This window comes from Mycoplasmopsis felis (assembly GCF_034647055.2).
Classification (GTDB): Bacteria; Bacillota_I; Bacilli_A; order Mycoplasmatales; family Metamycoplasmataceae; genus Mycoplasmopsis; species Mycoplasmopsis felis.
On the sequence record NZ_CP141047.2, the window covers coordinates 638,432 to 653,992 of the forward strand.

Below are 15,561 nucleotides of genomic sequence, written 5' to 3' on the forward strand. Positions count from 1 at the left end.
GATTAATTTCCGATATTTTTGTTATTTTGTAATCCTTTAAATTCAATTAAATTAGGATTTAAACGATAGTATCTTCCCTCCTGAGTTTCCAACTTGTTTATTAAAAAAAATACTTAAACACCTACATTATAGATGTTTAAGTATTTTTTGTTAATTATTTATTTACAATTTTTGAATAAATATCAAAATAATATCAAGAGTTATTAAAACTTTGTGAATCCTCCCTCTCTCTTTTTAAAATTTCTTTTGTTTTTGAGTTTAAATCTAATCTTTCTCTTACTTTATTGAGTAATTTAATAAACTTTTCTTCAGTTAATTTTTCATCTAATACACCATTATCTATCATTGTTTTATTTATTTTATGTATTAGTAGTTTTAAAACAACTAAAGAAGTAAAACATATTAGTGTGTGTGAATAAATGTGATCATCTACTCTTAAAAAGATGGGTCTAATATTAAGAAAACTTTTAAAAATTCTGAAGTCATTTTCTATTTTTCATTGATTTGCATATTTTTGAATAATCTCTTTAGGTTCTAAGTCAAATAGATTTGTTTCATATACATAATAACCATCTAATTTTGCGTCTTCTTGTACCTTTTCAGTATCTAATTCAAATTTTAGTTTTGATATTTCTTTAAAAAATTTACATTTCTTAGAACCTAACATTTTATTAGAATCCACAGTTCCATCTTTGTTTCTTTTCTTATTGAAATTATCTATTAAAATTTGCCGTTCTTCTTTGTCTTTTTTTGCCCTTTTATTACTGTGAGTAATAAATTTAAGTCTTAAATGATTTAAATCCGCTCTTTTCTTTTTATAAGTAGATACAAAAGAAAATGATTTATATTTATATTCATTGTCTATTTGAATATAATCTTTTTCATCTGTAATATAATCTTTAAATTCATTACCACCTGTTTTTGCACGATAAGAAATAATGAATTTATAACCTTTCTTTTCCAGGAATCTTATATTAGCAGCAGTACTCATCCCTCTGTCTGCCACAACTGTTATATTTCTTGCTCCATATTTTCTTTCTATTTCTATAAAGAAAGGAATTAATGTTTTAGAATCAATTGTGTTTCCTTTGAATAACTTAAAATGATATGGGATTCCATATTTATCACAAGCAAGAGCAATAACTATTTGATCTTCTTTAAATTTTCCATCCTTTGAATAACCAGGATGTTTTATCCCATTTCTAGTGAATGTTTCAAAATAAATAGTAGATGTATCATAATAAATTTCATTCGTTCTTTCTTTTAATTCTTTTTCTACCATTAATCTGATATGTTCTAACAACTGGTTGCTATTTTTATAAACAACATCTAATGTTCTATAAAAAGCATTTTTAGAAGATTTAATATCATTAAAATATTCATCTTTTTCATTAAAAGAATTAAAAATACTAGACGGATCAATTATTCGTTTGGAAACTAAGAAACTAAAAATTTCATAAGAATTTAATTGTTTTGTATTATCGAAGAGATTTTTAAATTCATGTTTGTTTAAAAATTTATAAATTAAATCTACTCCAAATATTCTACTTGTTTTAAGAATGCTTTCAGTTTCTAAACTTTGTAGTAATGCTGATTTTACAACTTCCATATCATCATTTCTTGTAAATGATTTTAGTTTATCTTTAAGTATTTCGACAGCATTTGGATTTTTATCTAAAAGTTTTTGTAGATTTCCTAAACTAAATAATCTTGTGGGATTTGTTCCATAACCATTACCATATCCAACGTATTTATAAACAACGCCTTTCTTTGTGCCTCATACATTAAACAAAACTAAATTATTACTCTTTTCCTTCATATTAATATTATAACATAATTGTAAATAAATGTAAATATAAAATTAAAAAAATTTTTAAATGCACTATATATTTATAAATAAATATATAGTGAGAGTTAAAATTTAGAGTATTTTGTTTGTTTTTTTATACACAAGTGGGAAACACGGGAATAAAATCATTATCTATATATTCACTTATTAAAACTGGTTTAACAATTTCATATTCATTAAATGTTAATGGAATAATCATATGATTATTCTGATTTCTTTTTCTTATTGATATTTTATATTCATCATTATTTGTGTTTTTAATACTTTGCACTTTGGTTGTTAATTTTTTTAAATATTCAAGATTGATAAAACCTTTGATTAAACCTCAATAAAAAATATCGGATAATTCAAAAATATATTTATTTTCTTCTTTGTTATTTTTAAATGCTAATTTATATATAGATGGTTTATTATAAAAATCCTCAATATTTTTATCATAACTTATTTGAATTTCTAGAAAATCATTTTCGTTTATGGTTTGAGTTTTGGAAGTTAGTATTTGATTTTGATTAGTTATATTATTTTTTGTTATAAATCTATATTTACTTGTTGGATATATATTTGTAAAATTTCATATTAATCTATTTCCAAACAAACTTAAAATAGAATTATTTTTTGATAATTCATTTCTAAAGAATGAATCTATATTTTGAATAATTTCGTTTCCATTTAACAAATTAACTTTTTTTCATATCTCTTTATTTATTATTGGTGATAAATTACCAAAAAAATAAAATTCATTTTGATTTTTTGAATATCATTTTTTTAAATATTCTAAATATTTAAAAACCTTTAATGCTGTTTGTCCTTTAACCCTAATAGATTGGTTATTTTCTTTTTCTAAAAAACCTTTATTGATTACAAGTTGATTCATATCTCTAAGAGTTGAAAAATGTTTATAATTAACTGTAATATTTTTATCTTTATATTTATTATATATATCTTCTATACATAAAAACTGATTTAATGAAAATTTATAATTAGTATTATATACAGAAAATGTGAATGTTTTGACATCTTCATAAGTCATTCCTTTTTTTGACTTCTTTTGTATAAACCTATTAAGGTAGGGAAAGGAGTATTTTTAGAAGTATCTAAAAATACATTTGAAGATATAATCATCCCGTCAATTAATATGTAATTATCTTTAAATTCTTTTAGTTGATTAAAATTAGATTTTTTAATCAAATATGATAATGGATGTAATACACATACATAATCTGCTTTTAAATAATTAAATAATTTTAAAAATGAAATACCCATATCTCTTGAAACAAGTTCATTTTTAATTTCAGATTCCCCTTTTTGATTCTTTTTATAAAATGAAGTCCAATTATTATATGGAAGATTACCAACAATTAAAAGTTTATTATCTATACTACATATATGATTTCTTTCTAAATCTAATAATGAGTTTTTATTTCAGATTTTATGAAGTTTAAAATTACTTTTAACATTTTCATAGTATTTAGTATCTATATCAATATAAATGAACTTTTCCTTGAAAGTATCAATAACAAAATCTCCATTACCAGCAGATGTATCACAAATAAAATCAAATTCAATTTTATTTGTATCTATCATTTTATATACAATATCTACTATTACCTTAGGTGTAAAGAACTGTCCTCATTCAATTTTTTTATTGATATGTAACCTTATAATAATAAATTATATTATCATTAACTAAAAATTAATTTTATTTAATTATAAATTTAATTAACTTAATATAATTTATTAATTATGATAAGAATTGATAAACACATATCAAATATGACTAATTATTCAAGAAATGATGTTAAGAAATTAATTAATAATAAAAAGATAAAATTTAATAATATATTTATTAACAAAATAATTAATATAAATCGAACCGATCAAATTTTTATTAACGAACAATTATTAATTGAAAAACCTAAGTATATTTATCTTCTGATGAATAAACCTAAAGGTTATATTTGTGCAAATAATGATAAAATAAATCACACAGTTTTTGATTTGCTGGATTCTTATTATTTGACTTATAAAGGGTTACATACAGTCGGTAGATTAGATAAAGATACCGAAGGATTATTAATAATAACTAACGATGGAGACTTTACACATAATGTATTAAGCCCAAATAAACATATACATAAAACCTATTATGTAATAATTTAATCACTTATTTATTTGTTCCCTGCTTCTTTTACATAATTATTATACCATAAAAATAAATAAAAAAAAAATAAAGAAAAGAGCAGGAGGTTAAATTCTGCTCTTAAATTATTATACAAATTATTTTAAAGTGTGTATTGCTTGAAAAATGAATCTCTTAAAATACTAAATAAAAAATTGATCTATAGCTGATTACTTGAACTATTAATTGAGTTAATATTTATCTAGATAGAAGAAAGGATCTCATATAAACGTACTTTATTAAAATGGTTTATTCTTAAGCATATTTAAGAAACGGTCGTGTTAATTTTGAATAATTTAAATATTCTAACAACCACCTTAATATTATTATATATAAATAAATGAAAAAGAAAAATAAATATATTAAATATTTTAATAACTGAAATAATTAAAAATATAGTTAGGGTTTAAATTTGTTTAATTGTTTAATTGTTTAATTGTTGAACTGAATAATATAAATGTTTAAAATTTTGATTGAATTAAGTTTATTGAATTGCAAAGAATTACTGAACAAAAACATAAAAAAAAGGGGGGAGTATATAAAAAAATTAATATTTTGAAATGACCTCCCCCACCTACATAAACACCCATTTTTTCCTGTTTTCAGAAATAGAGAAATAATTCCACTTTTTTATTTTGATTATTTTATTTTTATGCTAATTTATTGAGTTAAAAAAAAGTGAAAATACACCTAAAAATGACATTAAAAATAGATTATAAAAAGTCCATTTTTTTAAAAAAATAGCAATTTAGATTCAAAATCATAAAAAAAAGTATCAAAAATCGAATTTCTAGTACTAGTGAAGGTCTAAATTCTTATTTTGAAAAATCGACATTGACCTCCTTTTTCTTAATTTCTGACTAAAAAGTTATTTTTTTATATATTTTAATATTAAAATTAATAAATATATATATTATTTAATATATATTAAAATAGTGAAAATAGGAAAAAATAGGGTAAAAATAACAATATGACAAAAACGAGTTCCATTTTTCAAAAAAAACTTTTTGATACTTTTTCAAAAAAAGGGGGGTAATACCCCCAAAAAATTAACTTTTTGGTTTTTTGCATTTTCTTGCTTTTTGTCTATTGACTTTTTTATTTTTCTTGCTATAATTGAATTAAGGGGTTGTGTTTATATTTTTATAACACAAAAATGAGTTCAAAAAGATGATTAAAAAATCATTAAAAAAATCGACTCAAAAAGACAAAAAAGAACACGAAATAATTACACTATTAAAGCAAGAACTTAAGGGACTTAATCCTGATGCAGAGTTTAATTCTGCTATTTCACAAATTACACTGGAAGCTTAAATGTTCAAATAGAAAAATACCAACATTTGCAAAAGATTCAAAATGACTGAATAAATAAAGTAAGACCTAAGCAATTAATTTTTTATAAAGATAAGATAAAATTTTGAAATGAACAGGTTAAAGAATTAAAGGAGCAATTAAAAAAAGAAAATAAAATATTAAAAAAACAATTAGCAGAATTTGATAATGAAATTCCTATGGATGATAGCATGAAATATTCAAGTTTCCGTCATTGAACAGATAAAACAGCTCGTTTAATTTTGACAATTGAAAAAGACCTCAAAGAAGCAGAAAATAAAATGCTAATTATTCAATCGGCAAACGCATTTTTTAGTTCTGATGAAAGAGGGGTTTTAATTGATAGAGCACCTGAGTTTTATAAAATTTTTAGAGATATACAATTAAGCATTGAATCGACTTTCCAGGTAAGCATCAAAAAAGAGAAACTAAAACAAATCTTAGAAAGTTATAAAGAAGAAGACGAAGATGAACTATTTTAATAACGATTACTGACGCAAAGTTTTCGAATTTGCTAAAAATTTAAATGATGTTGACGAGCCGACGCAATACGCAATAGATGTAATAAGTAATTTAATTCTTACATCTAAAATGGTTTATTATCAATGTGCCCGCCACTTACTTTTTTTATATAAGGAAGTTCACGATCCTAATTTTTTATTTACTTACAAAAAAAGCGCATACGAGAATATTTTAAATTTTTCTAAAATGATAATTATTCCAGAAACTAAAAAGCAATTTATATTTACGGACTTTAGGAAGTTTATTTCGGGTTTTGTTTTTGGTTGAGTATATAAAAGCGATCCAGATAAATTAATGACATCTGAAGTTTTCGATATAGAAAGCAGGAAGCAATGGAAGAGCAGTTATTGAGCAATGATTTCATTAGCAACGACTTTAGGTCTTTTAAAAGATGGAAGTTCGGAGGTTTATTTCCTTAGTTTCTGAGTTAATTAAGATAAAAAGACGAATAACCCTATGAAATAGGGAAATTCGTCTTTTTATATATCTAATTTACTATGTATAAAATCTGTGAATTTTTTAATTAATACATAATTCTGAAAATCTTTTTTGTTATTTTCATTTGTTTCAAATAATGTCTCTATTATTTTGTTATCAACCTTTTTAACTATTTTGTTAGCTGTTAATATAGCTTTAATAAAGTTATCAGTTGTTATTTTAAAATCAATAAGTCCTGCATCTTTTTTAAATGACTCATTCAATAAGTGAATTATTGTCTTAATTATTACTAAAGATAAATAACACAAGATAAAGTGACCTTTAATATGAGAATTGGTTCATACATATACAGGTCTTACTTTTAACGCTGTTTTTAATGTTCTAAAATTTTCTTCAATTCTTCATTGGTTTTGGTAAATTTGAACTACTTCTTGTGGTGTTAAATCAGTTCTATTTGTTTCATATACATAAATACCATCGAACTTTTTATCTTCTAAGACTTTTTCACAATTTAGTTCAAAATCACTACGACCTATTTGTTTAAAAAACTTATATTTTTTTGAAGCAAACATTTGTTCACCTCTAACAATTCCGTCTTTATTTTGTCTTTTCTCAAAATTATTTATGAGTATTTTACGATCTTCTCTATCTTTAATTGCTCTTGATTTTGAATAAGTAATAATTCTTCTTCTAGTTTTCCCGTTAAATCTTTTGTTGTTTCATAATGACTTATATTCAATTTCTTTATATCTAAATTCAGAATTACCAACATAACCGTTTTGATCTAAAATATAGTTCTTAAATTCAGCGCTTCCTGACTTTGCTCTATATGAAATAATAAAATTTATACCTAAATCTTCTAAAAAACGAATATTTCTATTTGTGGACATACCTTTATCAGAAATAATGGTTATGTTATTAATTTGATAAGTTTGTTTTAAGTCTAAAATAAAAGGGATAAAAGTATTTGGATCTGCTGTATTTCCTTTGAATAATTTCATATGAATTGGTATTCCATTAATATCAGTTGCCATACCCAAAACAACTTGGTCTTCTTTAAATTTTCCGTCTTTTGAATAACCAGGAAATCTCAATCCATCTCTTTGAAAAGTTTCAAAATAAACAGTTGACGAATCAAAGAAAACAAGTTCAATTTCTCTGTTAGTAATTTTACTTAATTTATTGTTTAAGTTCTTTAAAATACCTTTTTCATTTTCTACTAATACATCTAAAAGAGAATAAAATGCATCTTTTTGTGATTTTATTGTATTAATAAAGTTATCTTTAATTTCAAAATTTCTAATGATACTATTTGAATTAATTATTCTAGAAGCAATGCAATATTCTAAAATTGATTTTAAATCCTTATGCTTGGTTTTTGATATCGATTCAAAGATTTGTAGTTTGTCTATAAATTTATAAATAACTTCTATTCCATAGTTAATTGAATTAACTGTAATTTTTTGATTTTGAATAGAATTTAGTAATTCTTGTTTAACGAAATCTTTTTCCATATCTTCTGTAAGTTCTTTTGCTTTTGTTTTTAAAATAGAAATAACATCAGGATTAATTTGTTCTAATTGTTCTAACCAACCCAAACCAATTTGTTTCTTAGTACCAGCACCATAACCACCAGAAATTCCAGCAAAAATATATATTCCTTTTGCTCTTTTGCTTTTTCCAATTATGTAATTATTCACTTTCATATAATAATTATACATTGTAATCATAGTATTCAAAACAAAAAATAAAAATTTCTATATATGTATACATATATAGATTCTAAAAAAATTAAAAATTTGGTCTTCAACTCAGAAACTCAGGAGCAGTTATTGAGCAATGATTTCATTAGCAACGACTTTAGGTCTTTTAAAAGATGGAAGTTCGGAGGTTTATTTTTGTGGTGCAAGCAAAGATAGTAGCAAAATTCCTTATAATATGTGCTTGGGTTATATTCGTAATTCTTTAAAACTTTCTAAACTTTTTATAAAAGCAAATAGCATAAGAATATTAAGCAAAAAATATGGAGTTATTAAAGCTCTAAGTTTTGAAAAAGGAGGGATAGAAGGAAAGAACCCGTCCCTTACGATTTTGACAGAGTATCATTTGCATAAAGATAATACAATGCAAGAGTCAGCAATGACAGCAAAAAATTTAAGTAGAAAGAATCAACTGATTGTATATGACACAACAAAAGGTCTGGATTTAAATTCCGTATGTTATAAAAAAGAGAAAGACTTTAAGAGTTTTTTAATTCAGCAAATGGAAAGTCCACAAGAACTTAATGTTAATTATTCACTTTTTTTATTTTGCGCAGAATTAGATGAAGAAGACGAGGAGAATTGGCGAGATTCCAATTTATGAAAAAAGAGCAATCCTGGTTTAGGTATTACAGTAAGTTTAGATGATTTAAAAAAAGAATTAGCACAAATAACAACAAAGAGCGCAGAAGTAGAATTTAAAGCAAAGCGTTTAGGGTTATGAAGTTCTTTAGGTTCAGCATATTTCAATTTACATGATTTATTAGTTTCGCAAGAGGCGAATCGGGAGATTGTTAATGATTTCATAAGTAGTGGAAAAATAAAAGAGCATACCGCACTTTTAGGAATTGACTTATCATCGACAACAGATACCACCGCAATTTGTTTAAATTGAGAAATTCCGCAAGATGATGGAGAGTCTATTTATGTTTTTAAATTTCATTCATTTATTCCATCACAAGCAATTACAAAAAAAGAAGTTTCAGACAAAGCAAATTACAGAGATTGACACAATAAAGGATTTCTAACTTTTAGTGATGGGACGAGTATAGATTACAATTTAGTAATTCAGAAAATACAAGAGTGAAAAAATGAATATAAAATTAAAACGCTTTTATATGACCCCTGACAGTTTTACAGTGTAAAAACTTATTTATTAAATAATAATTTATTTTATGATGATGAAATTAAACCTGTAAAACAGGGAGTTCATTTAACACCAGCATTTAGACAATTTGAAAGCAAACTCCAAAAAAATAAAGTTTATTTTATAGATGATAACGATTTAGCAATTTCGCAGATGTTAAATGTTTCCATAAAATACACACAAAGCATAAGTCAAACTTTTTTTATTAAGAAATTAAGAGAGCAAAGCAGAATAGATGCATTTGTTTCAATGCTAAATACAATTGCAGAGCGACACAATATTCAAGCACAGGAACAAGAGTCTTTTTTTGATTTAATAAATTAAATTATTTTATATTTTTAAATTTTGTTATATAATATAAATATAATAGGTTAATAGTAATAAAATTATTTTATATAAATTAAAGGTATAGCTGAGAGTTAGATTGAGTTATTAAGAAAGAAGGTCTCATTATTATTTTATGAGGTAATGATGGGAAATTTTCTTAAGAGTATTAAAAACATTTTTAGTCCTAAGAATGAAAACGATAATCCCGAATTAGGTTATCGTGATTTTTCTATACCTTTAAATTCCCCGATGCTTTCTAATACCATAAGAACATTAACTCCGTCAGAATTTCTTACATTTGGAGTATGTGCAAGAGCAATTCAATTAATAGCAAACGATATAGCAAGAGTTAGTTTTAGACACACGATACAAACAGAGGATGGAGAAGTTCAAAATATTTATAATCTGATATTTTGCAAATATTAAATAAGAGACCAAATGATAAGCAAACTCCTTGAGAATTTAAAAAAATAATAATCTGAAATTTAATTATTTACGGAGTAGCACCACTCTTAAAAATCAGAGATGAAAACAAAAAAATAATTGAGTTATTACCAGTATTCCCACCTTTCATTACTAAGCACACAGAGGGAAATAATAAAACAATTTATAAATTCAAAAGATTAGATAATGATCCCGTTGTTTTTTACGAAGATGAGGTGATTTGAATTGATTACGAAGTTATCCCGGGTTTTGAAAATGTGTCAACCCGTAGTTTATTCAAAAGCACAATAAGTAAAATAAAAGAGAACGAATTGTCAATGCTTAATGCTATAACTAACGATTTATCAGCAAGCATATTTATTAAAATTAAAGATGCAACTAATAAGCAGCAACGTGAATTAGCAAATGAAGCTCTTAAAGGTATGATTGAAAATCAAAAGAAGTCCGGAAGCTTTGGAATAGTTATCGATGATAAGTGAGATATAGGAAAAGCAGCAGATATAGTAAACACAAGGATCGACTTTCAAACGAGAAACAGTTTAGGAAGAGAGTTTGCAGCATTTTTAGGAATCCCTCCTGCTAAATTAGGAATTGACGACCCTAATAAATACAATAGTTCGAGTGAATTAAACCGTGCATATGTAGATAATGCTCTTAAACCATTATTGATTAATATAACGCAAAGAATTAGTGAGAGTATTTTAAAAAATGAACCGAACCAGGAGATAACATTTAGGACTCTGGATTTGCTTTCATTAGATTTAAAGAGTATCCAGGAGTTCGCAGCATCAGCAATTAATAGTGGTTATGCAACAATAAATGAAATTAGGGCGCTTATTGGACTGGACAAACATAAAGATGGGGATTCATTATTAGCAAATGGAACGCTTACTCCAGTTAATGTTTTAAAAAATAATTTAATAACTAAAAAAAGGAGCAAGAATGACAAATAAGACTTTTATTTATCAAATGAAGAATAAACCTTTAACACAATCAGAGCAAGAAGGACGAAAGATAGAGTTAACGGTTGAATTAGACAGTTGAAGTCCGATTTATGATAGTAGAGGAATAAAGTTCAGGGAAAAAATAGCATTGGATTGTTTTGATTTTGATGTAGAAATTAGTAAACAGTTTATAAATAGTTATTTAGACCATAAAGTAAGCATAGAGCATTTATTAGCATCAACTAAAAATAAAACAATGACAGTTCAAAAAATTAACAATAAATTAATTGCAACAATTCCAGTTGATGAGAATAATTTACAAATTAAGAAAGTAGCGGATTTAATTTCAACTGGAGTTATAGAAAGTAATTCATTTATTTTTGAACCTTTAGAGATTGAAATAAACGAGATTGAAAATAATAATGATTTACAGACAGAAATAATTTACAAAAAAGCAAAATTAATAAGTATCGATCCTGTGTATGAAGGTTTTTATCCGCAATATAAATGTCGTGTGTATGATAAAAATAACATTGATACATTAGAATACTTAGCACAACAAAAGGAGCAGGAAATGAAAGCGGAAGAATTGAAAGACGAGGTATTGAAAAATACCAAAGAAGCACAAGAAACAGAAACAAAAACAAAAGAAGAAACTAACGAATTACAAAATTCCACAAATGCAGAAGTTGAACAACTAAATGCAAGAATTGAAGAATTAGAAAAAAGAAATAAAGAAATAGAAAAATTAAAAAACGAATTAGAAGAACAAGCACAAGAAAGATTTAAAAAAGTAAAGGAGCAAAACACAATGAACCAAACAGTAAAAAGTTATACAGAATTTAAAGAATTAGCAAGAAGTGGAAAAGCAACAAACGAAGATATTAATGCACTAAACAATGCAATGATTGATTTTCTAAGTGAAGAAGATAAATACGAAATAAGAAAATTGCACCCGGTAGCATTTGATAAATTAGAAAAAAGAGCATTGGATGCAACAACAAATGAAAAAGGACTTGCAGTCATTGAAACAGTGCAGATGCCTGGAGTTTTAAAAGATTGAACATCTCTATTCCCAGAGTTTACAGAATTAGCAAGTAAATACAATCTAACAGGACTTGATACATTAGTTAAAAACATTTATGTCCCAGATAATAAAGAAATTGGAAGTATACAAGAAGGAGCAGATTCAACAGCATTAGGAGGAAAAACATTTCAAGTTAAGTTTTCTCCGGTTAGATATTCAACATTTATCACACAAAATAATGCATTAACACATGGAGCAGAGTTATGAAGTGCGCAAGTTGAAAATGCTAAAAATTCAATTAGAAAATCAATCAGAAAAAAAATTCTGAAGTTCTATTTTTACACATGCAGCAGTAACAGTTCCAACAGATGGAACATATACTGGTGGAGTGACACAGGAAGCAAAATACACCACACAAATTTCAAGAAAATTTAGTTGAAATGATATAGATGCATTAGTTAGAGAAATAGAAGACAATTACGGAGAAGACAAAGTACAAGATTTCATCATTGCAATGCATCCAGAAGTATTAGCAAAATTAGAAGAACCATTTTTAAATTCAACCACCGCATCATTTATTAATACAGTATATGACACAATTAATAAAAAATATAGAGGTTTACAAATTATAACTACATCTCTTTTCCCTGAAAAAGAATTCACACAAGGAAAAAAAGTAGCGGTATTATTTGACAAAAATTCAATTGTTGCTTATGGACTTAATTTCATTATTGAATCAGATCCTTATAAAGATATGTCTAAAGACCAAATTAACACATATATAAGAACACGTGGTGAAATTAAACTAGTAGACCCGCACGTACATAGTAGATTTGTAGAAATTAAACAATAACAAAAGGAGAAACGAGGAGGAATTCTATAATGCTTTCTTTCTTGTTTTTTAGTTTATGTATCCAAATGAATTAATTTATTTATGATTAGACCAGTTAAAGCAAAATTTAGCAATTGCAGATAATTTACGTGATAACGTTTTGTTAGATTACATAGAAGTAGCAAGAGAGAATATCTGGTTGCAATATTATGAGTTAGATTTCAAAAATGGAGAAATACCAGAAGACCACCCGTGAGCGTGAGACAAAAAAACAATGTTAGCAACTTTACATTTAGCAGCAACTTATTTTATGAACCCAGATATAACACAAAGAGGGAATAATATAATAGACGAACGCATGATTTATAGAATATTAGGAGATCGTATATCATATGGCAAGAATTAATCACATTAACCCGAGAGAATATAGAGAACCGTTTTTAGTTGTTAAGACTTTCATAAATGATGAGACAGGACTAAGAACACAAACAAGTTATAATTCTAAATTATTATACGGTTCTATTATTCAAACGCACGAATTACAAAATTCATCAAATGAAAGAGAAGCAAAAGAAACTCTAAGCATAAAATTTTTAAAACCTAATTTCGAAATTCAAAAAACAGATTGAATTATTAGAGATAATAAAATTTTTAATATTCTTAATATTGACACCGACCAGTTTAATTTACAAGAAATAAAAATAAAAGTTTTATATGTAGGACAATTAACAGACAATCCCGAATTAAAAAAATATGTTGAATTTGTTAACTGTAAAGAGATTCAAAGACCTTTAGTTTTATATTTGTCTTTAGAGCAAGTTAATGAATTAATGAATAATTTAAGCAATGACTTAAAGGAAATAATTACAAGTTTAGAAAATGAAGTTAGACAATTAAAGGAAAATGAAGACAGACAATAGTTTAATAACTTTGCAGTATTCTAAAAAAGAAGTTAAAGAATTACTTAACAATTTACAAAAAGAGTGCGGAGAATTGTTTAATGAAATTCTAACAAGTGAAAGCAGCAAGAATTATTTTTTAAATTATTCCAAAAGAATAAAACAAAGAGCACAATCTATGTTCCCTGATAGTAGATTTTCAAAAGTAAGAAATAATAAAAACGAACCACATGCAGTTGATAATTTAGAAATAGTCCCAAAAGCAAAAAAACAAAATTCAAACAATAACACGTTGAGTTATGTAATTCGTATCAATAAAAACGTTTATAGTGATATGAGTAAATTACGAGGTCGTTATGTAGCAATTAGCGGAAATAAAAAAACACGATTAGGAAAAATAAAGTTGAAGTATTCTAATCCACAAGCAAAGAGCAATCCATTACGAAAAGCAAAAAATCAAATCTGAGGAAGCAATATAAAAGGAATTAATAGATATATAAACGAATTTTTAATCCCAGAGTGAAACAGGAAACGGAGTAAATAATGTTATGAGAAAATGAGCTCGCTTATGAGATTTATAAATATTTAAAGTTAAAAATAAAAAATTTACCTAAGTTCTTTTTTCAAGTTGCAGAATTAGAAGAAAACAGCACACAGGGTCTTTTGTTTTCAATGGAGAATAATTCAGATATAAATAAATACTTTCACACTAATTTAAAATTTGTTAATTTTTCAATTTCTTACATTGATAACTTAAACAACCATCCAGAACAGTTAAAGAGTTTTAGGGAGTTAATTAATAAGTTAGTAGACTTATGAGAAGTAGGAAAATTTAAAATAATCTTAAAAAAGATAAATAATGAAATAATAACATTAAATAATTCATATATGTTTAAAAATTCAGCATATATTTCAAGTCCTTATGTTGATACAAATAAACAAGAATATAAATTATTTTTTAATTTAGGAATATTGGAAAATAAAAAAGGAGAATAAATGAGCAGTATTTTTAAAACAAACGCCGGGAATAGGTTATATATAGCAACTGTTCCTTTAGGTTCAACAGATGAAGAAAAGAAATACAAAGAAATAACAAGTATAACAGCACTAAAATTTAATTATTCACCTAAAAAAGAAGATCGCATGTATTTTCACAATTTAGGAGAAAGCACAAGCATTACAACAGGTGTAAGCAAATCACTTTCAGTTAGTTTAGATTTTGATAATAACAATGAAGCGCACAAATATTTACTAAATTTATTATTAGGGGATATTCATTTAACAAATTCGCAATACATAAAGTTAGATATTCGCACCATATCAAAAACAATAGGGAAGCATCTTGTAGTAAGCGGAAAAGCAACCTTGAATTTCAAAAATCACTTCCCAAGCGGTAGCGCAGATGAATTACAAAAATTGGAATTTGATATTTACCCACAAGATAACAAATGAACCACAGAAGAAATAGACGATACAACTAACATAGGGGAATAATGAAACTAGACGTTTTAGAAATAGCAAAACCACAAGAAAAGGATTATTTTATTTTTGGAGATTCAGAAATTGAACTAGATACAACAATGCGCGCAGTTATCAAATTAGAGAATTTCACCAAAGAGTATAGAAATTTTGAAACATTCAGTCCTTTATTAGATAAATTAGAAGACGAGGAATTTTTAAGAATAATTGTGAAGGATATTGACGATGCAACTTGATTATTATTAGAATTAAAAAATAATTACAGTTTAGAAGCAGCGCACCTTATATTATTAAAATTATTTAATTTTTGAAATGATAGAACGTTCAAAGGAACAAAACTAAACCAAGAACAAACAACAAAAAAGCAATAGACCCTATTATT

19 protein-coding genes are annotated in these 15,561 nt (G+C 25.4%); 15 read left to right on the forward strand and 4 right to left on the reverse strand.

All coding sequences use genetic code 4. The features are described 5' to 3' along the window. Positions 1-154: 154 nt before the first annotated feature. The 3 genes from RRG59_RS02775 to RRG59_RS02785 all read right to left on the reverse strand — a co-directional run bounded on the left by RRG59_RS02775 (position 155) and on the right by RRG59_RS02785 (position 3,433). Entirely contained in the window at positions 155-1,819 is a 1,665-nt protein-coding gene (locus tag RRG59_RS02775) for an IS1634 family transposase (RefSeq protein ID WP_322902008.1), read from the reverse strand. Between the two features lie 124 nt (positions 1,820-1,943). Further along, complete coding sequence (locus RRG59_RS02780) at positions 1,944-2,879, reverse strand: hypothetical protein (RefSeq protein WP_322902010.1); 936 nt, start codon at positions 2,877-2,879, stop codon at positions 1,944-1,946. Continuing rightward, a complete protein-coding gene (locus tag RRG59_RS02785; protein ID WP_322902012.1) occupies positions 2,813-3,433 on the reverse strand; it encodes a hypothetical protein in 621 nt (206 codons plus the stop codon). Before RRG59_RS02785 ends, RRG59_RS02780 begins: the two co-directional genes overlap by 67 nt. A 159-nt stretch (positions 3,434-3,592) precedes the next feature. Here RRG59_RS02785 and RRG59_RS02790 point away from each other — a divergent pair, with 159 nt between their 5' ends. From RRG59_RS02790 to RRG59_RS02805, 4 genes are all read left to right on the forward strand, one after another. Continuing rightward, complete coding sequence (locus RRG59_RS02790) at positions 3,593-4,009, forward strand: pseudouridine synthase (protein WP_322902014.1); 417 nt, start codon at positions 3,593-3,595, stop codon at positions 4,007-4,009. A 1,189-nt stretch (positions 4,010-5,198) separates the two neighbouring features. Continuing rightward, positions 5,199-5,342, forward strand: coding sequence for a hypothetical protein (locus RRG59_RS02795; RefSeq protein ID WP_322902016.1), 144 nt, complete (start codon positions 5,199-5,201; stop codon positions 5,340-5,342). A 26-nt stretch (positions 5,343-5,368) separates the two neighbouring features. Beyond that, positions 5,369-5,842, forward strand: a complete 474-nt coding sequence (locus RRG59_RS02800) for a hypothetical protein (protein ID WP_322902017.1) — start codon at positions 5,369-5,371, stop codon at positions 5,840-5,842. Continuing rightward, positions 5,829-6,317 carry a hypothetical protein gene (locus RRG59_RS02805; protein WP_322902019.1) on the forward strand — a complete coding sequence of 163 codons (489 nt, stop codon included), beginning with the start codon at positions 5,829-5,831 and terminating at the stop codon, positions 6,315-6,317. Before RRG59_RS02800 ends, RRG59_RS02805 begins: the two co-directional genes overlap by 14 nt. A gap of 44 nt (positions 6,318-6,361) precedes the next feature. Here the strand turns inward: RRG59_RS02805 and RRG59_RS02810 are convergent, their stop codons facing one another. Beyond that, positions 6,362-8,026, reverse strand: coding sequence for an IS1634 family transposase (locus tag RRG59_RS02810; RefSeq protein WP_322901920.1), 1,665 nt, complete (start codon positions 8,024-8,026; stop codon positions 6,362-6,364). A gap of 133 nt (positions 8,027-8,159) precedes the next feature. On the opposite strand from RRG59_RS02810, the gene RRG59_RS02815 reads away from it, so the two are divergent. The 11 genes from RRG59_RS02815 to RRG59_RS02865 all read left to right on the forward strand — a co-directional run bounded on the left by RRG59_RS02815 (position 8,160) and on the right by RRG59_RS02865 (position 15,550). Continuing rightward, a complete protein-coding gene (locus RRG59_RS02815; protein WP_322902020.1) occupies positions 8,160-9,551 on the forward strand; it encodes a terminase TerL endonuclease subunit in 1,392 nt (463 codons plus the stop codon). A gap of 147 nt (positions 9,552-9,698) precedes the next feature. Further along, positions 9,699-9,980, forward strand: a complete 282-nt coding sequence (locus RRG59_RS02820) for a hypothetical protein (protein WP_322902022.1) — start codon at positions 9,699-9,701, stop codon at positions 9,978-9,980. Then, a complete protein-coding gene (locus tag RRG59_RS02825; RefSeq protein ID WP_322902023.1) occupies positions 9,968-10,951 on the forward strand; it encodes a phage portal protein in 984 nt (327 codons plus the stop codon). The genes RRG59_RS02820 and RRG59_RS02825 overlap by 13 nt, the downstream gene beginning before the upstream one ends. Beyond that, complete coding sequence (locus RRG59_RS02830) at positions 10,941-12,404, forward strand: HK97 family phage prohead protease (RefSeq protein ID WP_322902024.1); 1,464 nt, start codon at positions 10,941-10,943, stop codon at positions 12,402-12,404. Before RRG59_RS02825 ends, RRG59_RS02830 begins: the two co-directional genes overlap by 11 nt. Next, a complete protein-coding gene (locus tag RRG59_RS02835; protein WP_322902025.1) occupies positions 12,358-12,822 on the forward strand; it encodes a hypothetical protein in 465 nt (154 codons plus the stop codon). Before RRG59_RS02830 ends, RRG59_RS02835 begins: the two co-directional genes overlap by 47 nt. Before the next feature lie 55 nt (positions 12,823-12,877). Then, entirely contained in the window at positions 12,878-13,207 is a 330-nt protein-coding gene (locus RRG59_RS02840) for a hypothetical protein (protein ID WP_322902027.1), read from the forward strand. Continuing rightward, positions 13,194-13,721, forward strand: a complete 528-nt coding sequence (locus tag RRG59_RS02845; protein ID WP_322902029.1) for a hypothetical protein — start codon at positions 13,194-13,196, stop codon at positions 13,719-13,721. Before RRG59_RS02840 ends, RRG59_RS02845 begins: the two co-directional genes overlap by 14 nt. Further along, complete coding sequence (locus tag RRG59_RS02850; RefSeq protein ID WP_260625955.1) at positions 13,705-14,244, forward strand: hypothetical protein; 540 nt, start codon at positions 13,705-13,707, stop codon at positions 14,242-14,244. Before RRG59_RS02845 ends, RRG59_RS02850 begins: the two co-directional genes overlap by 17 nt. Continuing rightward, positions 14,244-14,696, forward strand: a complete 453-nt coding sequence (locus RRG59_RS02855; RefSeq protein WP_322902032.1) for a hypothetical protein — start codon at positions 14,244-14,246, stop codon at positions 14,694-14,696. Before RRG59_RS02850 ends, RRG59_RS02855 begins: the two co-directional genes overlap by 1 nt. Further along, a complete protein-coding gene (locus tag RRG59_RS02860) occupies positions 14,697-15,194 on the forward strand; it encodes a phage tail tube protein (protein ID WP_322902034.1) in 498 nt (165 codons plus the stop codon). After that, entirely contained in the window at positions 15,194-15,550 is a 357-nt protein-coding gene (locus RRG59_RS02865; protein ID WP_322902036.1) for a hypothetical protein, read from the forward strand. The genes RRG59_RS02860 and RRG59_RS02865 overlap by 1 nt, the downstream gene beginning before the upstream one ends. Positions 15,551-15,561 lie beyond the last annotated feature (11 nt).